The sequence below is a fragment of the Kordia algicida OT-1 genome (assembly GCF_000154725.1).
Taxonomy (GTDB): Bacteria; Bacteroidota; Bacteroidia; order Flavobacteriales; family Flavobacteriaceae; genus Kordia; species Kordia algicida.
Genome location: NZ_DS544873.1, coordinates 2,441,862 through 2,466,535 on the forward strand (window position 1 = coordinate 2,441,862; position 24,674 = coordinate 2,466,535).

Annotated in this window: 24 protein-coding genes; 6 read left to right on the forward strand and 18 right to left on the reverse strand. The window is 32.1% G+C overall.

Going from position 1 to position 24,674, the window contains the following annotated elements; all coding sequences use genetic code 11:
• The first annotated feature begins 81 nt into the window (after nucleotides 1-81).
• The gene (locus tag KAOT1_RS10505) at nucleotides 82-456 is read left to right on the forward strand and encodes a hypothetical protein (RefSeq protein ID WP_007094778.1); all 375 of its coding nucleotides are present in this window, start codon (nucleotides 82-84) and stop codon (nucleotides 454-456) included.
• A 322-nt stretch (nucleotides 457-778) separates the two neighbouring features.
• Here the strand turns inward: KAOT1_RS10505 and KAOT1_RS10510 are convergent, their stop codons facing one another.
• The gene (locus tag KAOT1_RS10510) at nucleotides 779-1,231 is read right to left on the reverse strand and encodes a tRNA (cytidine(34)-2'-O)-methyltransferase (RefSeq protein WP_007094779.1); all 453 of its coding nucleotides are present in this window, start codon (nucleotides 1,229-1,231) and stop codon (nucleotides 779-781) included.
• Nucleotides 1,231-1,779, reverse strand: a complete 549-nt coding sequence (locus KAOT1_RS21980; protein WP_050765246.1) for a CIA30 family protein — start codon at nucleotides 1,777-1,779, stop codon at nucleotides 1,231-1,233. Before KAOT1_RS21980 ends, KAOT1_RS10510 begins: the two co-directional genes overlap by 1 nt.
• Nucleotides 1,780-2,268: 489 nt before the next feature.
• On the opposite strand from KAOT1_RS21980, the gene KAOT1_RS10525 reads away from it, so the two are divergent.
• Complete coding sequence (locus KAOT1_RS10525; RefSeq protein ID WP_040560008.1) at nucleotides 2,269-2,772, forward strand: Dps family protein; 504 nt, start codon at nucleotides 2,269-2,271, stop codon at nucleotides 2,770-2,772.
• 122 nt (nucleotides 2,773-2,894) lie between these two features.
• Complete coding sequence (locus tag KAOT1_RS10530) at nucleotides 2,895-3,416, forward strand: hypothetical protein (RefSeq protein WP_007094783.1); 522 nt, start codon at nucleotides 2,895-2,897, stop codon at nucleotides 3,414-3,416.
• An 86-nt stretch (nucleotides 3,417-3,502) separates the two neighbouring features.
• Here the strand turns inward: KAOT1_RS10530 and KAOT1_RS10535 are convergent, their stop codons facing one another.
• Genes KAOT1_RS10535 through KAOT1_RS10550 form a run of 4 tightly spaced genes read right to left on the reverse strand, consistent with a single transcriptional unit; the run spans nucleotide 3,503 to nucleotide 7,726 of the window.
• Nucleotides 3,503-4,237 carry an acyltransferase gene (locus tag KAOT1_RS10535; protein ID WP_050765317.1) on the reverse strand — a complete coding sequence of 245 codons (735 nt, stop codon included), beginning with the start codon at nucleotides 4,235-4,237 and terminating at the stop codon, nucleotides 3,503-3,505.
• A 5-nt stretch (nucleotides 4,238-4,242) separates the two neighbouring features.
• Nucleotides 4,243-5,730: an O-antigen translocase gene (locus tag KAOT1_RS10540; RefSeq protein WP_007094785.1), complete on the reverse strand. Its 1,488-nt coding sequence runs from the start codon at nucleotides 5,728-5,730 to the stop codon at nucleotides 4,243-4,245.
• Between the two features lie 20 nt (nucleotides 5,731-5,750).
• Complete coding sequence (locus KAOT1_RS10545) at nucleotides 5,751-6,857, reverse strand: DegT/DnrJ/EryC1/StrS family aminotransferase (RefSeq protein WP_007094786.1); 1,107 nt, start codon at nucleotides 6,855-6,857, stop codon at nucleotides 5,751-5,753.
• A complete protein-coding gene (locus KAOT1_RS10550) occupies nucleotides 6,854-7,726 on the reverse strand; it encodes a GNAT family N-acetyltransferase (RefSeq protein WP_162014342.1) in 873 nt (290 codons plus the stop codon). The genes KAOT1_RS10545 and KAOT1_RS10550 overlap by 4 nt, the downstream gene beginning before the upstream one ends.
• 292 nt (nucleotides 7,727-8,018) lie before the next feature.
• Here KAOT1_RS10550 and KAOT1_RS10555 point away from each other — a divergent pair, with 292 nt between their 5' ends.
• Nucleotides 8,019-9,239, forward strand: a complete 1,221-nt coding sequence (locus tag KAOT1_RS10555; protein WP_007094788.1) for a hypothetical protein — start codon at nucleotides 8,019-8,021, stop codon at nucleotides 9,237-9,239.
• A gap of 3 nt (nucleotides 9,240-9,242) precedes the next feature.
• Here the strand turns inward: KAOT1_RS10555 and KAOT1_RS10560 are convergent, their stop codons facing one another.
• The 6 genes from KAOT1_RS10560 to typA all read right to left on the reverse strand — a co-directional run bounded on the left by KAOT1_RS10560 (nucleotide 9,243) and on the right by typA (nucleotide 16,146).
• Nucleotides 9,243-10,742 carry an alkaline phosphatase family protein gene (locus KAOT1_RS10560; protein ID WP_007094789.1) on the reverse strand — a complete coding sequence of 500 codons (1,500 nt, stop codon included), beginning with the start codon at nucleotides 10,740-10,742 and terminating at the stop codon, nucleotides 9,243-9,245.
• Nucleotides 10,723-12,102 carry a hypothetical protein gene (locus tag KAOT1_RS10565; RefSeq protein WP_007094790.1) on the reverse strand — a complete coding sequence of 460 codons (1,380 nt, stop codon included), beginning with the start codon at nucleotides 12,100-12,102 and terminating at the stop codon, nucleotides 10,723-10,725. The genes KAOT1_RS10560 and KAOT1_RS10565 overlap by 20 nt, the downstream gene beginning before the upstream one ends.
• Nucleotides 12,092-12,304 (reverse strand): hypothetical protein, encoded by a 213-nt coding sequence (locus KAOT1_RS10570; protein ID WP_007094791.1) that lies wholly within the window; start codon nucleotides 12,302-12,304, stop codon nucleotides 12,092-12,094. Before KAOT1_RS10570 ends, KAOT1_RS10565 begins: the two co-directional genes overlap by 11 nt.
• A gap of 107 nt (nucleotides 12,305-12,411) precedes the next feature.
• Nucleotides 12,412-13,911: a hypothetical protein gene (locus KAOT1_RS10575; protein ID WP_007094792.1), complete on the reverse strand. Its 1,500-nt coding sequence runs from the start codon at nucleotides 13,909-13,911 to the stop codon at nucleotides 12,412-12,414.
• Nucleotides 13,912-13,990: 79 nt separating this feature from the next.
• Nucleotides 13,991-14,230, reverse strand: coding sequence for a hypothetical protein (locus KAOT1_RS10580; protein WP_007094793.1), 240 nt, complete (start codon nucleotides 14,228-14,230; stop codon nucleotides 13,991-13,993).
• A gap of 116 nt (nucleotides 14,231-14,346) precedes the next feature.
• A complete protein-coding gene (gene typA, locus KAOT1_RS10585; protein WP_007094794.1) occupies nucleotides 14,347-16,146 on the reverse strand; it encodes a translational GTPase TypA in 1,800 nt (599 codons plus the stop codon).
• Between the two features lie 165 nt (nucleotides 16,147-16,311).
• On the opposite strand from typA, the gene kdsA reads away from it, so the two are divergent.
• The gene (kdsA, locus tag KAOT1_RS10590; RefSeq protein ID WP_007094795.1) at nucleotides 16,312-17,130 is read left to right on the forward strand and encodes a 3-deoxy-8-phosphooctulonate synthase; all 819 of its coding nucleotides are present in this window, start codon (nucleotides 16,312-16,314) and stop codon (nucleotides 17,128-17,130) included.
• 119 nt (nucleotides 17,131-17,249) lie between these two features.
• Here the strand turns inward: kdsA and KAOT1_RS10595 are convergent, their stop codons facing one another.
• From KAOT1_RS10595 to KAOT1_RS10615, 5 genes are all read right to left on the reverse strand, one after another.
• Nucleotides 17,250-17,597 carry a DUF1801 domain-containing protein gene (locus KAOT1_RS10595; protein WP_007094796.1) on the reverse strand — a complete coding sequence of 116 codons (348 nt, stop codon included), beginning with the start codon at nucleotides 17,595-17,597 and terminating at the stop codon, nucleotides 17,250-17,252.
• A 99-nt stretch (nucleotides 17,598-17,696) separates the two neighbouring features.
• On the reverse strand, nucleotides 17,697-18,005 hold the full coding sequence (locus KAOT1_RS10600) for a hypothetical protein (RefSeq protein ID WP_007094797.1): 309 nt from the start codon (nucleotides 18,003-18,005) through the stop codon (nucleotides 17,697-17,699).
• Between the two features lie 99 nt (nucleotides 18,006-18,104).
• Entirely contained in the window at nucleotides 18,105-19,940 is a 1,836-nt protein-coding gene (locus KAOT1_RS10605) for a helix-turn-helix domain-containing protein (RefSeq protein ID WP_007094798.1), read from the reverse strand.
• A 217-nt stretch (nucleotides 19,941-20,157) separates the two neighbouring features.
• Nucleotides 20,158-20,352: a hypothetical protein gene (locus KAOT1_RS10610; protein WP_007094799.1), complete on the reverse strand. Its 195-nt coding sequence runs from the start codon at nucleotides 20,350-20,352 to the stop codon at nucleotides 20,158-20,160.
• A gap of 87 nt (nucleotides 20,353-20,439) precedes the next feature.
• Entirely contained in the window at nucleotides 20,440-22,263 is a 1,824-nt protein-coding gene (locus tag KAOT1_RS10615) for an AraC family transcriptional regulator (RefSeq protein WP_007094800.1), read from the reverse strand.
• A gap of 192 nt (nucleotides 22,264-22,455) precedes the next feature.
• On the opposite strand from KAOT1_RS10615, the gene KAOT1_RS10620 reads away from it, so the two are divergent.
• Complete coding sequence (locus KAOT1_RS10620) at nucleotides 22,456-23,382, forward strand: transglutaminase domain-containing protein (RefSeq protein ID WP_007094801.1); 927 nt, start codon at nucleotides 22,456-22,458, stop codon at nucleotides 23,380-23,382.
• Here KAOT1_RS10620 and KAOT1_RS21985 read toward each other — a convergent pair whose 3' ends face one another.
• On the reverse strand, nucleotides 23,383-24,663 hold the full coding sequence (locus KAOT1_RS21985; protein WP_007094802.1) for a sensor histidine kinase: 1,281 nt from the start codon (nucleotides 24,661-24,663) through the stop codon (nucleotides 23,383-23,385).
• Nucleotides 24,664-24,674: the final 11 nt, after the last annotated feature.

Sequence of the window (24,674 nt, forward strand, 5' to 3'; positions counted from 1 at the left end):
ACACCCTATTTTGGAGTCAACAATTCGTTTGCATTAACCGAACCAATACCACTTTTGATACATCATTAAAATTTAAACATTATGAACACATTAACACAAAATAAAATACAGACAAATATTCAGTTTTTAGTCACTAAGAAAGTGGCGAATAGTAATGGATTTTTACATCCGCATGTACTTTTTGACAAGATTCAACTTGTAGCAACATATCCAATTAGAGAATTTTATACTCATGAAGTTCCTGCCATTGTCGATTATACATTTAAAATGACCAAAAGCGCACGTTTACATGATAAGCTAACAATTCAGGCACAATTGATTCAACAACATGATAAAAAATTAATCGTTCGTATCTTGGTTACCAAACCGAAGAAGAAAGCAGGAACCGAAGAAGTGATTTGTTCAGCTGTTTTTGGCTTTCCTTTAAAAGAGAAACCAATACGCAAAGTTTCATGAGTTATAAAATTCCCAAGTTGTTTGATGCTTGGGATTTTTTTTTATTCGCTTCGCTCATCAATTCAAAGATTTAAAAATTCAATGATTCAAGGTTTTTCCTGAGATCATTATTTGATTTTTACATAAAATACTAAGTATTAAATACGTTTCTAGGAAGAAATTGAATGTTGTTTGAAACTAATTGTTACATTTTCAAATTTTCAAATTTTCAAATTGTTAGATTGTTAGATTGTTAGATTGTTAGATTGTTAGAAGCTAAAATTTATTTGAAAAACTTCTCAATTCTCACAACTCACAACTCACAACTCACAACTAAAAAAAATCACTTCAACCTACGTATGCCTTCATACACCACAATACTAACTGCATTTGCCAAATTGAGACTTCTAATGTGTTCGCTAAACATAGGAATGGTATACAAATGTTCTTTATTATTTTCCACGATTTCTTCTGATAAACCCACTGATTCTTTCCCAAATACTAAAAACAATTCGTCTTCATACGGAATTTCATCATAGGTTTTTTGTCCATGACTTGACAGATATACCATTTTTTTACCAGCATTTTTTGCATAGAATTCTGCAGTATTTTCGTAGATATGTACTTCCAAATGTTGCCAATAATCCAAACCCGCACGTTTGAGTCGCGCATCTGTAATTTCAAAACCAAAAGGCTTTACTAAATGAAGTTTGGAACCAGAAGCGAGACTTAAACGACCTATATTTCCTGTGTTTGTTGGAATTTCAGGTTCCATCAATACGATGTTGTATGCCATTATTCAAACTTTATGTAATCAATTTCAATTTTAAACTCGCCCGCTTTCTTTTCATTTGAGATAAAACCAACACGCAATATTTTTTTCAGTTCATTTTTGGAGATTTTCCCAGGACGTTTGCGCCCAATATTGTATCGTGCAAATCCTGAAAACGGAATTTCTATTGTTTCCCATTTCCAGTCTGTCACTGGTAAATCTACTTTATAATAGGGTACAAACCAACGTCTATCCATTTCTAAGGTAAATCCCATTATATATTTTTTTGATCGATATCGAATGATGACTTTTTTGAAAGCAGAAAGGTCTCTTTTACTAAATTGGCTTCGGTAAGAAGAAAATCCACCGTTATTTTCTAATGAAATGTTTCCAGAAAATACCACACCATTGTCTGAGAAACGATAATCGCCTTCGGAAAGTCCACCCATCACGCCATCATTAGTAATTTGCCATTGTTTTCCATCTTTATATTTACCAAAATCAATTTCTTCGTTTTGTGCAATTAAGAATTGAGATAGTAAAAGGAAGATCATTAGGTATTTCTGATTCATTCTTTTTTTAGTTTAAAGATACAAAAGATTTTAGTGAAGCTTGAAATTTTACTAGAGGAATGCAATTGTTAAAAAGTGTTAATTTTTAAAGATTTGGAAGAAAAATTGATTTTTACCCAAATTCACGATTTTTTAGCGATTTATATGATTTCGGAGATATTTTACACAATTTCCACATCAAAAATCGACAAAAAAACCATTTTTTTGCACATTTCTCACGAAAATTATTTTTTCGAAGAATTTTTTGTGTTAATTTTTTAACATTTAACTATTTCATTTTAACACTTTTTATGTTAATTTTTTTAATGAACCGTTAAGTGTTGTTAAATCACTTGACAAAATTTCTTCTGCCGCTATATTGAAAGTGTGATTATTACAAATCGCAACAATAACACTAAAAATTATTTCTTGAAAATTTATTTTGGATGTATCCAGTTTCAAGAATTAGTGTCAAACAAAAAAATATTAACCATTAATAAGAAAAAGAATATGAATTATTTAAATATGAGTGATAAAGAATTAACTCCAGTTGTAATCGAATTAAATACATTATTAGCCGATTACCACGTATATTACCAAAAACTAAGAAGTTTTCATTGGAATATTTTAGGAAAAAACTTTTTTGATCTTCATAATAAATTTGAAGAGTTATATACTACTGCACAAACAAAGATTGATGAAATCGCAGAACGTATTTTAACTTTAAAATATCACCCAATTAGTAAAATGAGTGATTATTTAGAAATGTCTTCAATTGAAGAATCTAGTCCATTATTGACCGATTCAGAAATGGTAGAAATTCTAATCAACGACCACAAGTTATTGTTAGCACAGATGAAATTAGTAATCGATCATGCTAATAAAGCAGGAGATGAAGGAACAATTGACTTGATAGGTGCTTACATTAGAGAATTAGAGAAATCTAGTTGGATGTTAAACGCTTGGTCAACTAAAACTACAGCACAATTAAATAATTCGATGGTAAAATCATAATTGTAACAAATTATTTACCATTTCGATAGAAGCACTTGTCTTCTAGCGTAGTTTTAATGCTGTCTAAGATATTATCGCAGCTTACAAAAAGTATAATATCATAATTAATAATACCAATAACAATGAAAAATTATATTAAATTTTTAGTACCATCAATTTTATTATCAACTTCTATTGCATTTGCACAGGATAACATCGAAGATTCAGATGTTGTAAGAGAAAATGTAGCTGAATTTCAAATCGTAGAAGTAGAGTTAGAAGATAACATGAAAATGTTACAAGAAACAAAAGCAACTTATCCAGTAGTATTTGACGAAAATGACAAGTACAAATTAAATCAGGATAGAATTGTAGTAAATCCAAGTTTGGAAACTACCTTCAAATTAGATACCGATAGAGACTCTAATTACGAAAGAGAAATTACCATTAATTATGTAAGACCTGAAAACTTTTCATACGAATTTATGTTAACTGAAAATGGATTAAAAGTATGGTCTAATAAAGGAATGTCCGTAAAAGAAATTCACATGATTGATGATAAAAACATGAAGAAAAAAGTGAATATGTTAACTTCAGAAGGAATGTATAACATCATTATGAAAAATGGAGAAGTATACGAGATTGAAGTTACTGACATGAAATAATATTCCACCTAGGAACCCTGAATAGCCTAAACGCTATGAAAGAGAAACCGTCTCAATTTTTTGAGATGGTTTTTTTGTGTTTCAACTTATTTGAATACAATCAACGCATTTTCAATCATTTCGCGTTCGCCTTCCCAATCTCTAGAAACGTTTGTTTTAATAACTTTAGCAGGAATACCTCCAATCATCGTATTTTCTGATATATCTGAATAATCTTTTTTAAGAACTGCATGCGAAGCAACCGTAATATAATCAGGAGTTATCGTGTCTTTATATACGGAAACTCTATTGCCAAAATAATTGTAATTTCCTAAAATAATTGTTCCTTTCATTTCATATTGTTCCTGCGTTTCCGTGTTGAACATCGCATGAAAATTAGTATCAATTACTTGCGATTCTGACCCGATTCGAGCATATTTACCAAAGATAATTTTCTGAGAGCAAATGATTTTTCCTCGCGTTCCGATAGAAGCCATATTGCCCATTTCGCAATACGCATCTTCCATAATATTTAAAAAATAATCTTTTCCAAATTGACTAAATCCTTTAAAAGTCAACTGTCCATCAAGTGTAATTTCAGCAATTTTTGCAGATCGTTTATTCATTTCGTAATTCTGACCAAAACCAATCATTCCTTTCGTGATTTTTGGTGCATTAATTGTAATATTTCCTCGTAAACTATTAAATTTCACAGAACCATAAAAAAACACTGGAAGCTTTTTTGCCACTGCAAACGGAAACATTTTATAATTAAAATAGAGTGTTTTTATCCAATTCACTGTCAGATACAACTTCCACTTTGCTCGTATATTTCTAAGCATTTGTCTCATGATCGTTTAGAAAGCTTATCTTTTATCAATTGTTTAATGTTCATTTTTTGCTGCAATTGCGAATACGTAAAGATATAAGAAAGTAGCATTATCACAATCATTCCGCCATATTTCAAATAGATTCCTTCTATAAAAGTACAGGCAAATGCCAATCCGCTTAACAAAATACATTGTATGAATAATTTATAAAACGGACTTTGAAATTTTAAATTATAGAATATTTTGGTAATAATAAGTAAACTCACAAAGTGAATGATGTAATAACATAAAACACTGATTCCCAAACCTGTTAATCCGTAAAAATAATATCCTGTACAATTCATTGCCAACATTAACAGATTAAATCCAATAGAGGTTTTTACAAATATTCGCGAATCGCCTTTGGCAAGAATTACATATCCAACCGACCAAGAAACGGCTTTAAAAGCCATTCCTAAAACGCCCCAAGAAATTAATCCTAAAATCACCAAAAACTCTTTTGTATATAGAATTTTGATGACCAATGGCGCCGCAATAAAAAATGTTGTAATAATTGGTGTTATCAACAAAATTGCAATCGTAGCCTGATTTCGTACAGCAACTTGCACTTTGCTATTATCTGTATGAATGGCTGACAATCGCGGAAAATAATCAGTTCCCATGGCGTTAAAAACCATTCCGACATACGAATTAATGATTAAAAATCCTGCGGTGTAATACCCAACTTCATCCAATCCGCCAATGTATCTGATGTAAATTTGCAAAATATAGGTTGTTGTCAACGTAATAATTCCGGTAACACTCAACACCAAACCCAAATGCAGCATTTCTTTTCCTTTTGCGTACGCTTCTTTTATGGTAAGCGGAATTTTTGGGATTTTGAGTGAATTTACAAAGTACCAAAAAAACAAAAATATCGTAATTGCAGTAATAATAATCGTTGGTACAATCGCTGCTATTCCGTAACTATAATACAACGGTACTGATACAATTAAACCAATGGTACTTCCTAATAAATTTGCAACTGCAAGCTTTCTCAGTGTTTGTTTTCCTTGTAGAATTGCGATTTTTCCGTTGGTCAACTGCATAAAGAAAATCGCAATTGCCAACCAAATAAATTCAAATGTATATTCTGTATTTCCAAATGTCAGTTTGCTTAAAACTGCCGAAAATACGATGGTAAATACTGCTCCAATAATTGCTGTAATCCAAATGAATTTTTCAAGAATACTGACAGTTTCCGCAATCCTTTTTTCATCTTTGGACGAATTTACATGCGCAATTTCTTTCACTGCACTTGTATCTAAACCGAGTTTTACGATTTCGCTAACTACTTGAATTGTCGTATTTAGCAAACCAATAATTCCCATGCCGACACTTCCCAGTAAAATAGCAACGACTTTTACACGTACGATCGAAATCAGAATCTTAAACACCTGAACGCCACCAAATAGCGACGTAGCTTTTAAGATATGTGTGTATGAAAATTGTTGCTTATCAGCCATAAATTCATCGAGAATTGTTCCTAATTTTTATAGGAATTAAGTACTGAAATAATTGTTGAAATCGTTTCCATTTCCATCACAGGACTTATGGGCAAACTCAAACATTCTTGGTGAATTTTCTCTGTGATCGGAAAGTGCAAATGATTCCATTCTTTGTATGCTTCTTGTTTGTGTGGCGGAATTTCGTAATGAATTAATGTTCCAATTTCGTTTTCTGTCAAATAGGCTTGCAATTTTGCTCTATCATTCGTTCTAATCACAAATTGATGAAACACATGTGAAGCATCTTTTTGATAATTTGGCAAAATAATTAGGGGATTTTTAATCTCACTTAAATAACGCGTTGCCATTTTCCTCCTATTTTCGTTGTCCGTGTCTAAATGTGGCAATTTTACATTTAAAAATGCTGCTTGGATTTCGTCCAAACGATTGTTGACACCTTTGTACTGATTTACATATTTTGACGAACTTCCATAATTGCGTAATTTGGTAATCACTTCCGCTAGTTCTGTATCATTTGTGGTCACTGCGCCAGCTTCTCCTAAAGCGCCTAAATTTTTTGTAGGATAAAAACTAAATCCTGCTGCATCACTGAGGTTTCCTGCTTTTTTTCCTTTGGAACTTACAGCTCCATGTGCTTGTGCGGCATCTTCCATAACGAGCAAATTGTGCTTTTTTGCAATGCCTTGGATGGAACTCATATCCACCAATTGCCCGTATAAATGAACGACCAAAATTCCTTTCGTTTTCGGCGTGATTACAGCTTCTATTTTGGTAGGATCAATATTAAATGTTTCTAAATCTGGTTCTACGAGAACAGGTTTTAATCCTGCTTTAGTGATTCCTAAAATACTCGCAATATATGTATTTGCAGGTACGATAATTTCGTCATCTTCTTGAAGTTTCCCGAGAATTTTATACGCTTCTAAAATCAAGATGAGTGCATCTAAACCATTACTGACACCAATACAATGTTTCGTTCCGCAATAAGCTGCAAATGACTTTTCAAACGATGTTACATTAGTTCCCAACACGTAATATCCTGAATCTAGAAAATTCTTGAATCTTTCCTGAAATTCCACTTCAAATCGTGCGTTGAGTTTGTGTAAATCTAGAAATTTAATCATATAAAAATCGTATCGAGTTTAGGACTGTTTTGTACGTCAATTTCGTAAAAATCTTGCGTGATTGTTCGTGCGCCAAAACCTTCTTTCCAGTAATGCAAACCTTCGTTGATATTTTTACCTTGGTTTTCGTTGGAAATACCAAAATCAAAGTACATTTTATCTTGAAATACTTCGTTTAGCAAATACAAGTGTAAAAAATCTAGACTTCCCAAAGTATTTTTGTCTTCGTTTCCTGAAATGTATTGTGAATGTGCTACATATTTCGTGTCAAAAATGGTTGTTCCGGCAACAATTTTTTCATCTTTATATACATTAAATTGTCGAATTTTATCTGGAAAAGACATTTTTAACTTTGTAATTTCTTCCAAAGAATGAACAGGTTTTGCGTCGTGTTTTTTCTGCAGATTCGAAATTAAAATCTGATTCCAAAAATCATCAAATTCATGCACTTCTTTCACTACCAAATTGTGTTTTATAGCGCGTTTGTTGCCTGCAATTCTGTCTTTCGATACTTTTGGTCTTTGTTGCATATTTATTATGGAAAGTGCGTCTCTGCGTGTCAATTTCGCTTCAAGCGTAAACAATAGATATTGTAATTCATCTGTTGGCAACGGACTGTAAATTGTTGGCAACTGCTTTATGTGTAATTGCTGAATGTTGTTTTCTTTTAAATCATCTAAAATCATTTGAAAACAAGTTGCCACGTCACGAAGTTTTAAATTTTCTGTAACCAAAATTCCGCCATAGGTTAATCCTTGATGTGAATACACTTTATTCTCGTGAATGTTGGCAGGAAATAGCGCAATTGGTTTATCTTTTTTAAAAAGTATCAAAGAGTAATCGTCAAATCGGTCATGATGATACTCCATAAAATCGCGATAAAACAAAAACGTAGCATTCTTTGCTTCCGAGACAAAGTTATCCCAAAGCAATTTTGATTCACTTGTATATTTGGTTAGTGTGTAAATTTAGGTTTGGTTTAGAAAAAGTGAATTTACTAATTTTAACGTGAGTTTGGCAGAAGTATTATGGAAAATTGAAATTTTGTCTATTATTTTGGTTTTAAAATAAATTCTTATAGATTTAATATTTATATTCTTCTTCATGGAAGGTATAATTACTAAAAAAAATATCGCTAATATTCACTCTAATTAAAAAAATGTGTTTGGAGAAGATTTTAAAATAATATTTAAAGGCAATAAAGCCTATTTAACAGATGATAAACCTATTCCGTTAAATAAAGTGGATATTCCAAATTATGTCACTGAATTTAAATACCCAACATATTGGCTAATAAAAGTCATTAAACACATAGAGACTGAAAAAAGAATTTACTGCGAAATAATTTCTTATCACAATGGAAAAACCAGATTTGAAGAAAACCAAAAGAGATTTTCAGACAAATTAAATGCTCTAGAAACTGTAACATTCCGAAGCATTGACACTATTGCTCTAAACAAAACGATTAAAGGAGGAATTTCAAAACCATTTTATACATCAAAAGATACCGTTATTAGCGACAACTCTTATCTCCCCAAAAATCATGAAACTACATACAAAGGCAACATCTCCAAAACTTTTTATGTAAAATTTAAAGATGTAAATTTTAAGAATGGGGAAGTGACATTTGAAAAGAAGTTTGATGAATATAAAGAAATCATAGAATTATCCATAGTTAATCCTTCAATAAGAGAAGAATTTGATGCTGTAAAAAACTATTTTTCTAAAATTCTAAAAACAAAAAAAATACAAATAAATTCCAAGATTGAAATCACGGGAAATCAAATAACTTCAATTGAAGTTAATTCTCCTGAAATAAGTAAAATCAACGAACAATTAATCGAAGAAGTAAAAATAAATTTTATAAAATCTACTAAAAATTCCAATATTGAAATAGACAAGACTTTATTCACAATGGAAGAATATTTTGATAGCTTTTCCAAAGAAGAAGTAAATATAAATGCTTTTTACAATGATGATAGTGATTTTTTTGAGGACTTACTAAAAATTACAAATACAAAACATTATAAACATTTAAATTTTCTTTCAAAAAAACATGAAAGTAGAATAATGAAACTTAGATTTCTTCATAAACCTTTTTCGTTTTTATTTTTAATAGAAGGAAAAGAAAATTATCATTATATCTGGGAAACGTTAGATACAAAGGAAGCTACTTACGTGTGGCATATCGAGAAAGAAATTTCAAAAGTAAAAGAATACCTTAATGAAATTGAGAGTAAAATAAAAACCATTAAAATAGATGGAAAAAAGAACTATATAAATTCAACAGAAGATAAATTTGAACGTGTATATCATGATTATTCTGAGGTTAAGCAAGGATTCGTAAAATGGAAAAAAGAATTGAATTTCATTTTGTCATAAAACTTACTTTTCCACCTTCTCAAACACCACATTTCCTTTACCATCAATGTATTCATACACACCGCTTGGTGCATCTTTTTTGATGATAGCGTGACTGGTATCTTCCTGAAGGTTTTCTAATAACGCTTCGTTATCGCTCAAGTGTGCAAATATTGTTCTGAAAAGATTGACAGATGTTTTGAGTTTTGAATCGTAATTTGGCGCAGTATTGTTTCCCCATTTGATCGCTAATGCAGATGAAAATGCAGAATACACCAACTTTTTATCAGTCTGTTTTTGATGAATTTCTTTAGTGTAATTAAAACCTACGTAACCACCGTGATCGGCAGCAATTACAATCAAACCATTCGGATCATTTTTAGTAATTACAGCCAAAATTTCTTTTAACCATTTATTAGCAGTTTCTACTTGACTGAGATAGTTTTTACGTTCAATTTCCAAACTTTGCGCCATGTTTTTAAATGTCGTAATATGTCCTGGCGCAATTTTTTCAATGAAGTAAAAGTTCCGTTTTCCTTGTTGCTTTTTTATGGTTTCTTCTAACGGTTGAATCAACTTTTTTTGGATGGAAAACGCGCCAATTCCAAACCACGGAACTTCTTTCATGGCAAAATTACACGAATCGTATTGTATCGTCGGTCGATTCAATAGTAAATATGGATTTTCCATAAATAGAAAGGTTTTGTAACCGTTATTTTTGAAGGTTTCTATCACAGGATTATCGCCTACAATGACTTCCCGAGCACCAAATAATTGTTCACCTTTGTAATGATGTTGCATCGCAAACATGGAACTGTTTGATAAAATAGTAGACGTGTAATTGCTTCGGAAATTGTTGTACAGTTTGAAACCACTGTTTTTTAAATACGATTCAAATTCCTGATTATCAAAATTATACGGCTCTTTTGCCAATTCTGAAAAGTTCACATAACCATCTGGCTGAATGACGTAGACATTTGGGAACTTATTGAATTTCGTTTGCACAACTTCTTCAGGAAAATTTCGCCATTCATCCGAATCAAAAGTTGCTCGGTACAATGTTGGCAAAAGCGTTACAAACGCCACAAACGCCATAATAAACTGAATGACAATTATTTTTTTGTATTGTTTTCTGAGTACAATCGCGAGAAGCGTAAAACCAATCAAATATGCCAAGATGATTTTTCGTTGGTGAAATCCGTAGATTCTTCCAATAAAGAAAAATCCGAAGATCGTTGCGTTTAAAATCGGCAACACATATTGCTGATAGTTTGATAGAATTTTTAAACGTTTTACCAACTGCCAAACTGCCAAAATTACTGTGATTGGCAATAGAATATACGTCACTAAAATAACGAAAAATTGAAACGTCGAATTGACCAACATAAAGTTGGAATGATACGTATAAATAAAGGAATATAAACCTGCGGCGATGGCAAAGACAATCGGATATTCCTTTTGACTTGCGACGAAGTTTTCTATGTATTTTCGCAGTTTTGACACACTATTTTTTCTTGAATACATATAAAACGCGTTCGGAATCGGTGATTTCTTTTTTGGCGATTAATTCGAAATATGCTGAATATGTTTTTTCGAAATTTTCTAGATTGTAATGTCCAAATTGATCTTTGAATTCTGCTTTTGCGTTGAGCAATCTAGTTGCGTATGAATCAGCTCGTTTTGGAAATTCAATGATTAAGTGTTCTGAAAATGATGCAAAAAACGCGGCTGAGTTTTCAAAAGGCACATTTCCTGTAAGCGATAAATGATGAATTAACGCCAACGCCAATGTTGCATCTGGTTTGAATTCTTGCACACGTTGTACAAATGAAAAACGCTCCGTATTTTGAAAACCGATTGCCGCCGACGGATTGAGCAAATCAATCGTAAATGGCAACATGTTTTGTTCTTTGTTTTTCTTTACGGAATAATAGTTTTGATCGACTGCATTGTTGTCAATATCGCCCACCAACGCCAATTCTAATTCGCTTGAAATTTCACGGACAAAAGTTCCGTCGTTTCCACCAACATCAATCACAGTTTTAGCGTTTAGTTGCTGCATCCATTCGTTGATGATACTTGATTTTTCCTGAAAAGCCGTATTAGAATAGTTTGTTTTTTGGTAATAATTTCCCCATTCCGATTGCTCTTTGAGTTGCAACTTTTTGATATAATTGTACAGGTTATCAATGATGTTGAACAAACCTTTTTTTGATAACGTAGCTTCTTTTGTAGCTTTTACATCTTCTTCTTGATGCTTGTTTTCATATTTTGCCAATAAGTGAATGTTGGTATATAAAAACGGATTGAGTTTTGTTTTTCCTGGCAATAAGGAAGCGATCAGTTTTAGCGGAATTCCATCAATGAAATTTGACATTGTTTTTAGGAATTCGGCACCGTGATATTTTGCCACAACCAACGGACCTAAAAAGTGTGTTACAAATTGTTTGTACGCGCGCCAAGGTGTGTTTTCTTGATAAAAATCTAGTGAAAGCGTATCGATAAAAATTGCGTTTCCTTTGTGAAAAGCAATGTTGTATGCAGTGGCATCTTTTAACGAAAAATCGTGTTGTAATGCGTATTTCTGTAACTTTAATGTGTGTAATGCAGCTTCTTTGTATTGCTGAAAACTCCATTCGTATGGATATGTGATAAACGGAATTTGCTCAGGTTGAATACAAATATGCGTGTCTGAATTTTCTATTTCTTTATGCGGAATCAACAGTTTGTGTTGAAATGCTTTTTGGAAGAAATCTTTTTTTTCTAAGGCTTTGTATTGCGGAAAATAACTTGGAAATATAATTCTTTTGATGACGTTGTTTTCAACATATACATATCCGCTAGGATCACGATATGAGGAAGCGTGTTGTGTATTATTTGTCATCTTTCGATGAATTTTCTATGGTAGCATCGTCAATATCAATATCGTCAAATACTTCATTTTCAGAGGTATTTTTATCCAAACCGAAGATGGATCTTATTTTGTATTTAATGCTTTTGTAAAACAAGGCAATTCCAGCAACAGCTGCAACAATTGCTTGAATCAACATCGCGCCCAATCCGGCATCAAAATAAAGAAATTCCATAGTTTTGATATTTGCGGTAAAGATAGAAAAAAATCGTTTTTCGTAGCTCTAAAGTATTATAAATTGATTTTCAACTGATAAAAGAAGTAAAAACAGTTGGAATTCTGCTATTTTTCAGCTTCTTCAAGCTTGTTAAACACCACATTTCCTGCATCATCAATGTATTGATAGACTCCGTAAGGTGCGTCTTTTACGACTAATGAGAAGCTTTGATCTTTTTCTAAATGATTTAAATAGCTTTCGTTTTCGCTTAAATATGTGAATAATATTCGAAATAAATTTACCGAAGAAGTCAATTCTGTATCATAATTTGGTGCGTTTCCATTTGGCCACTTTATTGCTAATACGGAAGAAAATACGGAGTAGATTTTATCACGATCGGTTTGCTTTTCTGTGATTTCTCCATAAAAATCCAATCCGACAAACCCACCGTGATCTGCGCAAATAACGATTAAACTGTTTGGATCATTTTCAATGATAATATCTGTGATTTTTTTAAGCCAATCGTTAGTTTCTACTAACTTTTTAAGATAGGTTTCACGATCAGCTTCAACATCTTTTGGATCGCTTTTTGTTCTTGTAATGTGACTCGGCGTTATTTTTTCAATGAAGTAAAAGTTGTTCGTTTCCGTATTGCTTTTAATTGTTTTTTTTAATGGCGGAATGATTTCATATTGTTTTTTGAAAGCACCATTTCCAAACCACGGAACATCACTGTAATCAATGTTGCATTCGTCATAACCGATAGTTGGTCTGCTCATCAGCAAATACGGATATTCTAAAAGTAGAAATGTTTTGTATTGATTGTTTTTTAAGGTTGAAAGTACTGCATTATTACCCACAATTTTTTCCGACAAACCAACTAATGCACCTTTGTTTTCATGTCCTATAATGTGATGATGTTTCATGGTAAATAACGCCGCGTTTGACAATAAGGTTGACATGTAATTGCTTCGGAAATTGTCGTAAAATTTGAAGTTTTTCGCTTTCAGATGATTTTCAAATTCTGAATTATCATACGTGTACGCGCCTTTTTTTAATTCTGAAAAATTCACGTAACCATCTGGTTGAATGACATAAATGTTTGGCGTTTTTTTGAACGTTGCCGTTTCTATCGCATCGGGTTGTTGCAACCAAACTTCCGATCGTGTGGTGTATTCATACAACATTGGCGGAATTTTAATGAATGCAACAAGCGCCAATAAGTATTGAAAGATGACTATTTTTTTATAGTGTTTCCACAGAATGATCGCAAGAAAGATAGCAATAAAACAACCTAAAACGATTATTCTTCGTGCGTTGAATCCGTAGGTTTTTCCAATGAGGAAGAAAGTAAAAAATGCTGCGTTTAGTATGGGAATGCTGTATTTTTCAAACTTTTTGAGGAAGGAAACTTTAGCTACAATAATTTTTACAAGAAGAAAAACTACTAATGGAACTCCGATGTACAGAAGTAACATCATTCTAAATTGCGACCACGAACCAAGATGTGTAAAGTTGGTTCCGTAACTATGAATAATTGCATACAAACCTGTTGCAATTGCAGCTACAACTGGAAACGTCCATTGATTATTCTTAATTTTTCGCAACGTTTTTTTGATTTCCAATACGAATGTTAGTTTGCTTCACAAAATACTATTTTTATGCGTAATTGCTAGCATTCTTACCAAAATGACATTTGGAGTTTTACTTTTTACTTCTCGTTAAATGATATATGTTGATTCCTAAAATCGCCATGTTTGTAATGATGATTGGCAAACCAACTCTTAATTCTGGCATCATAAAACCATAAAGAACAAATAATAAACAACCAATACCGTTTATCATTCGTAGTTTTCGCAAGTCTTTCATTGTGAAAGAGATGAGTACTGCAAGTGATGCTACATATCCAACCCATTCTAGTAATGTGATTCCTAGTATTTCCATGTTTTTTTTTATTGAAAGATTAAATGATTTAAAAATTAAAAGATTGAATGATTGCACATAAAAAAAGGTCTCACTGCGTAACAATGAAACCTTTTGTATGATGAGAATCTTGTATTTTAGATGGTTTTGTTACGCTTTCTTTCTACTTCAGTTAGAAATACTTTTCGCAAACGCAGATGGTTTGGCGTTACTTCTACGTATTCATCTTTTTGAATGTATTCCAACGCTTCTTCCAGAGAGAATTTGATTGCTGGAACAATTTTCGCTTTGTCGTCTGCTCCTGCTGAACGTACGTTTGACAGTTTTTTCGTTTTCGTCACGTTGACTGTCATGTCGTCTCTACGTGAGTTTTCTCCAATAACTTGCCCTTCGTAAATTTCTTCTCCTGGATCTACAAAGAATTTTCCTCTGTCTTGTAGTTTATCGATAGAATATGGAATTGCTGTTCCTTTTTCCATAGATACTAACGAACCGTTTTGACGTTCTGGAATTCCACCACGTAAGGGTTGATATTCTTTAAATCTGTGCGCCATGATTGCTTCACCAGCAGTAGCTGTTAATAATTGATTACGCAATCCGATGATTCCTCTTGATGGAATTAAGAATTCGCATACCATGCGTTCTCCTTTTGCTTCCATACTTAGCATTTCTCCTTTACGAAGTGTTACCATTTCAATGGCTTTTCCAGATACGTGTTCTGGTAAATCGATCGTTAATTCTTCAATTGGCTCGCATTTTACACCATCAATTTCTTTGATAATTACTTGCGGCTGACCAATTTGAAGTTCGTATCCTTCTCTACGCATGGTTTCAATGAGTACTGATAAGTGAAGAACTCCTCTACCAAATACGATGAATTTGTCTGCGCTATCTGTTTCGTTTACACGTAAAGCTAAGTTTTTTTCTAGCTCTTTCATTAAACGATCTTTGATGTGACGTGATGTTACAAATTTTCCATCTTTTCCAAAGAAAGGCGAATCGTTAATCGTAAACAACATACTCATTGTTGGCTCATCAATAGCAATTGTTTTTAATCCTTCTGGATTTTCTAAATCGGCAATAGTATCACCAATTTCAAATCCTTCCAAACCAACAATGGCACAAATATCTCCTACTTGAACTTCAGAAACTTTTTTTCTACCTAAACCTTCAAAAGTGTGTAGTTCTTTTATTTTTGATTTGATGATGGATTTGTCACGCTTTACCAAAGCAACTTGCATTCCTTCTTTGAGCGTTCCACGTTGCAAACGTCCGATAGCGATTCGTCCTGTAAAAGAAGAATAATCTAACGAAGTGATAAGCATTTGTGTTGTTCCTTCTTCAAATTCTGGCGTTGGAATGTGTTCCATAACCATATCTAGTAAAGGTTCGATAGAATCAGTTGGTTTTTGCCAATCGTCTGACATCCAGTTATTTTTAGCAGAACCATATACTACAGGGAAATCTAACTGCCATTCTTCCGCACCAAGTTCAAACATTAAGTCAAATACTTTTTCATATACTTCGTCTGGTGTACAGTTTTCTTTGTCTACTTTGTTTACAACGACACAAGGTTTCAGCCCTAAATCGATTGCTTTTTGAAGTACAAAACGCGTTTGTGGCATTGGTCCTTCAAAGGCATCAACTAATAATAAAACTCCATCAGCCATGTTTAATACACGTTCTACTTCTCCACCAAAATCGGCGTGACCAGGTGTATCAATGATGTTGATTTTAGTTCCTTTATAGTTCACAGAAACGTTTTTGGAAGTAATTGTAATTCCACGTTCACGTTCTAAGTCATTGTTGTCAAGAATTAAATCTCCTGTATTTTCGTTTTCACGAAATAATTGACAGTGATACATAATTTTGTCAACCAAGGTTGTTTTTCCGTGATCTACGTGCGCAATTATTGCAATATTTTTAATTGAAGCCATTTATCGCTGATTTTTAAGCGTGCAAATGTACTGTTTATTTGTTAGAGAATGTAATTTTATATGATTTTTTAAGTTATCTTTCTGTTAATCAACTATTTTTACTAGCATTAATTTGTAGTATGAACTACTAAAATTTAGCGTATCTTTGTGCAAAATTTATCATTTATGCAACTGAGTTCTATTCCAAAAATTAAACATACAGATTCTAATAATTTCTTTTTGTTGGCTGGTCCGTGCGCGATAGAAAGCGAAGATATGGCATTACGTATTGCTGAACGTGTCGTTAAGATTACGGATGATTTAGCAATTCCGTATGTGTTTAAGGGAAGCTTTAAGAAGGCGAATCGTAGTAGAATAGATAGTTTTACAGGTATTGGCGACGAAAAGGCGTTAGAAATCCTTAAAAAGGTTTCTGATACGTTTGATGTGCCAACAATTACTGACATTCATGAAGTTTCCGATGCAGCAAAGGCGGCTCAGTATGTTGATGTGTTACAAATTCCTGCGTTTTTAGTGCGTCAGACAGATTTGGTGGTCGCTGCTGCGAAAACAGGAAAGGTTGTAAATTTGAAGAAAGGGCAGTTTATGAGTCCCGAAAGCATGAAACACGCCGTAAAGAAAGTGCATGATTCTGGTAATGAAAATGCTTGGATTACTGATCGTGGAACGATGTTTGGCTACCAAGATATGATTGTTGATTTTCGTGGAATTCCTACCATGAAGCAATTTGCTCCAACTGTTTTGGATGTAACACATTCGTTACAACAACCAAATCAATCAAGTGGTGTGACTGGCGGAAGACCTGATATGATTGAAACCATTGCGCGCGCGGGTGTGGTGAATAATGTAGATGGCTTGTTTATTGAAACTCATTTTGATCCAGCAAATGCAAAAAGTGATGGTGCAAATATGTTGCATTTGGATCATTTGGAACGTTTGTTGAGCAATTTGGTGAAGATTCGTAAGACGATTAGTTCTTTGTAGACTTTTTTTAGACTTCTTAGATTTTTAGACTTGGTTAGACTTGCTTAGATTCTTTAGACTTTTTAGAACAGTCGATATTGTACTTTTTTGATTTAGTTATATGGAGCGTAGTTGAAAGATTAGTAGAAACTTGCTGCATTTTTGAGTACTTCTATTAGTATTTCAGCTTTGATATCTTCTATTGTTTTATAGCGCAGTGAAGCCATTTTTTTGCGCTTTTCTGTCACCAAGCATTCTTTATGAATTTGAATTTCTCCTCCTTTTACGATGCCAACATCTACAAATTGCCTTTTGTGACTTGCATTTAGATAACAAAATGGTTTTCCTTTGTAGTAGTAAAACGGAATTCTGTATTTGTATTTTAATTCTATTTCTTGAAACGTGTTTTCTATCAGTACTTGAAGTTGTAGTAAGATCGTTTTGTACGGTTCTGGTTGCTGTAAAATATAGTTTTCCGCAGGTTTCATGTGTTTGTAATAAAACCCTAAGATAGTTTATATTTTGATTTTTTGCATAAAAAAAGACTTGCGTACTGCAAGCCTTTTGATATGGTTGGTTTTAATGTTTTAGCATCCTTTCAAACTAATTGTACAATCACGCCTTGTAGCATCATTTGTTGCACCACAAAAAACAGTTTCATCATTTCTTGTGGTTGGAGGCGGACAAGTATTATCAATAGCAGTGGTTGGAACACAACCTCCAATAGTTGGTGCAGGAATACATGTATCTGTTAATAAACACATATAGCCATCAACGCTTACAACGCGGGTATCACTGTTTTGTAACATTCCTCCTTTAATATTCAAAGCAGTATTAAAGGATACAACAGTTGTTTTTTGGAATTTTAATTTAGAGGCAAACAGTTTTTTCTTCATAATCATAGGGTTTCATAAGTTATGCTCAAATATAAATCCTGATTTGACATTTGGAATAAAAAGCATCTAGAAATTCATAAATTCCGAGTATGAAATTAATTATTCAACATTCTGACTGTCAAGGTTTTTTATATAATATGACGGATATAATCCCGTTTTGTTTTTAAAGGCTCTTGAAAACGATTCTGAACGGTTAAATCCGATTTCTCTCGCGATAGAATCAATCGTATAAGAACGGAATTTTTTATCTTCCTTTAATCTTCTAATGGCGTAATTGACACGTAAATCTGTAATGTATGCCGTAAAAGATTTTCCTTTATGTGAATTGACGAGTTTTGATAAGTAGGATGTATTAGTTTTTAATTTTTTGGCAACTTCATTTAAGCTACTATTCTTACTGAGAAATAATTCTTTGGCTTCAAAGTTTTTTAACTTTTTCAATAAGCGTTCTTTGGTTTCATCAATAATTTCTAATTCTTTAACTTCAGTTGTTGTAGTTGGTTCTTTTTTAGAAGTAATTCTAGTGGTAGTATTTTCTTTTAACTTTTCTTTTTCTTGTTTTGCAAAAAGTGCTTCTTGTACTTTCGCTGCTTCTAAAATTTCTTTTTCTTCTTCTAAACTTTTTAGAATTGCTGTAAATTTTCGTTGATTTTCTTTTTCTCGTTTTTTGTAGAAATAAATTAATCCACCAATAATTAACAAAGCCAAAAAAATGCTTACAGCTAGTATTTCTTGGGTTTTTTGAGTTTTTTCCTCTGCCTGACTTAATTCTTCTTTTAGTGATTTTAGATCATACTTTTTTATAATTTCAATACCGATAGCATTCTGTTTTTTATCATTTTCGGTATACACTTCATTAGTTTTTTCAAAATAAAATAAACTCTTTTTTGTATTACCGATTGCCTTATAGGATTTTCCTAAAAACTTGTACATATCTTCTAAACTAAAGAAATTTGTCTTTTTTTTCTTTTGATTCGATTCTATTTTTTGTAGGATATCAATTGTAACAAAGTACTCTTTTTTATAATAATATAATTTTGCTCTGTTTAGATTTATGAAAGGTAATTGTGATTTTGCACTTTTTATCTTATGTGCTTGTTCCCATGCATTTTGTAATAGTTCATCTGCTTTTGCATAATCTCCTTTTGCTATGTTTATTTCCCCTAAAAAATTATATAAATATGCTTTTGCATCTTCATCTCCATACTCATTACTGAGTTCTACACCTTTTTTACCGTAGGATATAGCCTTTTCATATTCTTCTGCACGCATACATGATTTCGTAAGTGCTATGTGTAAACTCACATGTAGTGATGTAAACTTATTTTGATATTCTTCTTCTAATATTCTTAATGTCCCTTCTAGCAGTTCAATTGCTCCTTTGTTATCACCTACTTCTATTTTTAAAAGAGCTATACTTTGTGATATAGCGAGTTGACGTTTTCTACTTTTCGTTTTTTTAGCATATTCTAGTGCTTTTAAATAACTTTCCATCGACTCTTTATACTTACTGTAATCATAGTAAAAGTTTCCTTCAAAAATATATGTGTTTAATAATAGATCAGGATTACCTTCTTTTTTTGCTACTTCAGTTGCTCTCTTGATATAACTAATCGATTTTTGAAAGTTGGTTTTGTAATTCTCCCATTTTGCCAAACAGTAATATCCCCAAAATTGAGTTTCTAAATCTTTAGAAACAATCATATTTTCTTCTATATGTTTTAATCCAAAAGTTGATTTTAAAGAATCTTTTTTATACTGTTGAGAAAATAACCCTGCGAATTTCTTAGCTTTCATCATCTCCAAAGAAGCTCTAAATTCATCTTTGTCAAATTGTTGAATAGTGTCTTGGGTATTTTCTTGCGCAAGTGATTGCTCGGTAATAGAAATAGAAAAAATAAGAAGCAATACTGCTATATATTTTTGGAGGAGCATAAATGGTTGTATTAGTTATTAGTGTTAAGTCTGATTCGGTAATGTATCAAAAATAACGGTTTTTCTGTAATTTGAGTAGTGTTTTTAAGGTTATTTGTAGAAATTAAAAATAGTAATTTTGTACCGTTTTCAAATAGAAGTAAAAAGTTTGAGCATAAAAAAACTCCCTAAAAATTTCTAGAGAGCTTTGTATAATTTTTACTTATTGTTTATGATGTTAACATCTTTCTGCGCTATCGGAAGCTGTTAAAAAAGTTTTGCAATTTAGTCCAGGTATGGTGTGTCGAACTGTAGTGATTACACAAGGAAAATTAACTGAAGATACTAAGTCACTTCCACCGCCTAAAGTATTGTTTAAGTTAGAAACGCTTACTTTGTTTACTTCTAATTTGAGTTTTCTTTCTTTCTTCATAATACTAAATTTTGTTTCGTTTAATGTTGTCTCAAATATATAGTAAAATGAAGCTGAGCCTTAAAAATGCTAGTCGTTATTTATAAATTACGACTGATTTAACCCTGTAACCTCCTGTTTTTCAAGCTCTTTTATAAAGTACGAAGGATATAAACCTGTTTTCACTTTAAAGGCTTTTGATAAGGATTCTGATCTTTTAAACCCGATTTCTTGCGCGATTGCTCCGATAGTAAATGACCTGAATTTTTTATCTACTGACAATCTTTCAATCGCATAATCGACACGTAAATCTGTGATGTATGCTGTGAATGATTTTTCTTTATACGTATTAATTACTTTTGAAAGATAGGTTGTGTTTGTCTGTATTTTTTTAGCAACTTCTACCAATGTACTTTCTTTACTTAAGAACAATTCGTCGGCTTCAAAAATTGCTAGCTTGTTTAAAATTTCCTGTGTTTTTTCATCAATTTCTGGTTGTGCTTTGCGTATTCGTTTAGATTTTTCAGAAACAACTGATTTTTCTGGTTTTACTTCTTCTTTCGTGATTACATTTTCTTGTCGCAACTTTTCTTGTTGTCGTTTTTCTTCTAGTTGACGTATGACATTTTGAAAGCGTGCTTTGTTTTTTCGTTGTTGTTTTTTGTAATATACAATCAATCCAATAATGACTATTAATAGTATTCCTATTCCAAGAGCATAATAATATGTTGTTTGTTGCGATTTTACTTCTATAGCATCAATTTGCTCTTTCAAACCATCCAATTCTGTTTTGGTAATGCGTGATTTTAGAATTGCACGGATTTTATCATTTTTTGCATCAATTTCAGTGGCTTTGTTAAAGTATTTTGAACTTTCTTTTATGTTTTCTGTAGCCATATAAGATTTTGCTAAACCTGTATATAATCCTTGAATACTTAAATAATCGATATCATTTTTTTGCAATAATCGTTCGCCTTCTAAAAATTCTTGTATCGCAAGTTCATGTTTGTTTTGTGCCGCGTAATTTCTTCCTATGTATAACTTCAGAAACATATCTAATGATCTACTTCCGCCAGCTTTGTTTATCAGTTCTTTAACTTCTTTAAATAATTGATGGGCTTTTTCATAATTTCCCCTATTGGATTCAATTTCACCTAAAAAAGTTTTAAAATATGCTTGATATGCTACATTATTCGTTTGTTTGCTTATGGAAAGACCTTGATTTATATACCAACTTGCTTCGTCATGCTTATCGAGGTTGATATACGCTTTTGTCAAACCAAGATAAATTGTTACAATTTTGCTTTCTAAACTTTTATCTTCAGATGCTTTAATCTGCTGTAAGTTTTCAAGATAAAAATCAATCGCTCCAAGATTATCATTTACTTGAATTTTAATAAGCGAGATATTGTTTTTAGTTTCAATCTGCTCTTTTAATGTGTTCATTTTTTTAGCCAAAGCAAGTGCTTCTAAAAAACTTTCTAATGCATCTTCGGTTATTCCGCCAAATAATTCATAGGTTCCTTTTTTCTTGTAAGCTTCGTATAATAATGGCGTATTTCCTGCCTGTTTTGATTTTTCAATTCCAATGGCTAAACTTGCCAATGCCGATTGTAAATTGTTATTCTTATTTTGCCAGCTTGACATCGTTATGTAAGCTTCTGCTACTTCATTATTGTCTTTGGAAGTTGTAAAATTCGTTCGCAAATAGTTGATGACAGTTGCGGCTTTTGCAGAATCGGGTATTCTGTGTACGTAATATTCTTCAACAATATCTTTAAAAGACATGCTTTGTAATGACGCTTCAAAAGCTTTCAAATCTTTTTGAGATGCAGTTACCTCACTATTTTGAGCATATGTAGTTATTGTAAAACAATATAAGAAGATACACGTTATAAACATGCTCCATTGTCTAAAACGAAATATTGTCATATGTTTTTGTGTTGCTAGAATTTAGTGGGAATACTCAAAAATAGAAAAATTAATTTCATAATGGCATATTCATTGTTATAAATGTGTAACGTATATTGTGAAAATAGAACTCATATACATAACTTTAAATTTAGAATGTATCTTTTGAAAACTCGATTCTTTTTACTGCTATTGTTCCTGAGCAATTTTATAATGATTGCGCAAAACTATACACATGTCGATACTGTAGTCGACAAGTATCCTACTTCATTTCAATCTATTGAAGATTTTGCCAAACGCATAGAAAAAGATTTTACGACTGATGGCGATAAAGTTCGGGCAGCGTATTATTGGATTGCAAATCACGTTCAATACGACTACAAAAGCCTTCGAACTGGCAGAAATAGCTATCCCAGAATTAAAATTAAGGATTTTAAAAATCAAGAAGATTACGAGTATAAATATTTTAAACAATATGCTTCGCATGTATTAAACCAGAAAAAAGCAGTTTGCGAAGGCTATTCGCAATTGTTATTTTATACTTGTGAATATCTCAATATTGAAGCAAAAGTTATTTCAGGAAATGCATATACTTCTATTGATGATGTTGGAAAAATCCCGAGAAATACCGATCATGCATGGAATGCTGTTTATTTTAATGACAAATGGAATTTGATTGATGCTACTTGGTCTACAGGAAATGAAGAAGATAAACCAAATTATGTTGACTTTACAGATGTTTATTTTGATATTTCACCTGAAAAATTGATTTTATCACACTTTCCAAAAGATCCTAAATGGCAATTGTTGAAAGTTAAAAAAAGTAAGAAAGATTTTTACAATCAACCAAATACTTTTACGAAATTTTTAGAGGTCGATGCAACATTAGATTCGAAGATAAAAGGAGTTATTCGTGCAAAAACAAACAGTTATATTACACTTCGCTTCAAACGAATTGATACTACGAAAAAGTATTATTATGCATTTGTTAGAGATCAATATAGCAAGCCTGTAGCGATTGAAAAAGATGGTAAAATGTACGTAGCAAAAATTCCGTTTAAAGGTATCAAAAAAGATCGCTTGGAGTTTTATGCAGGGAATGATGCTATGGTTGAATTTAGAATTATCCCTACGCGCTAATTACTTTTTTGGAATCGTAAATATAAAAGTAGTTCCTTTTCCTTCTTTACTTTTGATGCGAATTTTTCCATCATTGTGTTCAATGATTTTTTTTACCAATGCCAATCCGATACCAATGGTTTCGCCATCTCCATCTGTTTGTAATTTTTGGAAAAGTTCAAATATTTTCTTGTGATATTTCTCTGCAATTCCAGGACCGTTGTCAGTTATTGAAAATTTATGAGTCTTTGAAGTCGCATCGTAATCAATAGAAATTTCTATTTGATCTTTATCATTATGTTTGATGGCGTTTTGCAGCAAATTCTTGAAAATCTGTATCAATTGTGATTCGCTAAAGCAGATTCGAGGCAGTTTTTTTTCAAATGAAATGGAAACATTTTCCGAAACAAACGTTTTCGCAATTCGCTTTACCAACGTATGTACATTTACCTCTTTTTTTGTTTGATCTGACTCCATTTGCAAGGAATAATTTAAAATTCCTTCTACCAACAAATCCATTTGCGTAACTTGCTTTTTGATATGTTCTAAACTTTCGGCTGCTTCTTTATTGAACTGTTCTTCTTCATCTTCCGAAAGCCAATCCGTTAACGTGTAAATATTCCGCAACGGACGTTTTAAATCATGCGAAACCACATAAGCAAATTCTTCTAAATCTTTATTTTTTTCGAGCAATTCCTTCGCTCTTTGTTCCAAAGTAAGCGTACGTTTTTTAACCGTTTCTTCTAAATCTATATTCAAAATTTCCAACCGTTTTCTGTAGCGAATAAAACCATTTGTCACAAAAAAAGAAAGTACAAAAATAATGCTTATCGTTAATAAAATGGCGCTTTCATAAACAACTGTCAAATCTGATTGAAACACATAATACGCCATGTGTAATGCTTCTGTTGTGCTGTAAATAATGACCAAAATCCGATTGCTCAACAACAATACTGAACCAAAAATAAAGACATAAGTAACTAACAAAAAATCAAGAGAAAAGTTGTTTACATAGGTGGCATATGTTAAGTAATGCTGAAACACCATTGTAGACAGAAATACAAACAAGCCATAATGCTGTAAGATGAATTTGTTCTTTATATTCGGCAAAATTCCAACAATCAAAAACAATACTGCAAACAAGATATTTCCGTAAAAAGGCATCACAATATCTGAATTGTAATACTTCATAATTTCCAGATATATAAACGTACTTGGCGCTCCGAGACAGAGCGTAATACTGCTATTTCGGATTTCGAAAGGTTCCAAACTTCCAAGCGTTCTAAGTACGTTTTTTATCATGTTTTGTTAAG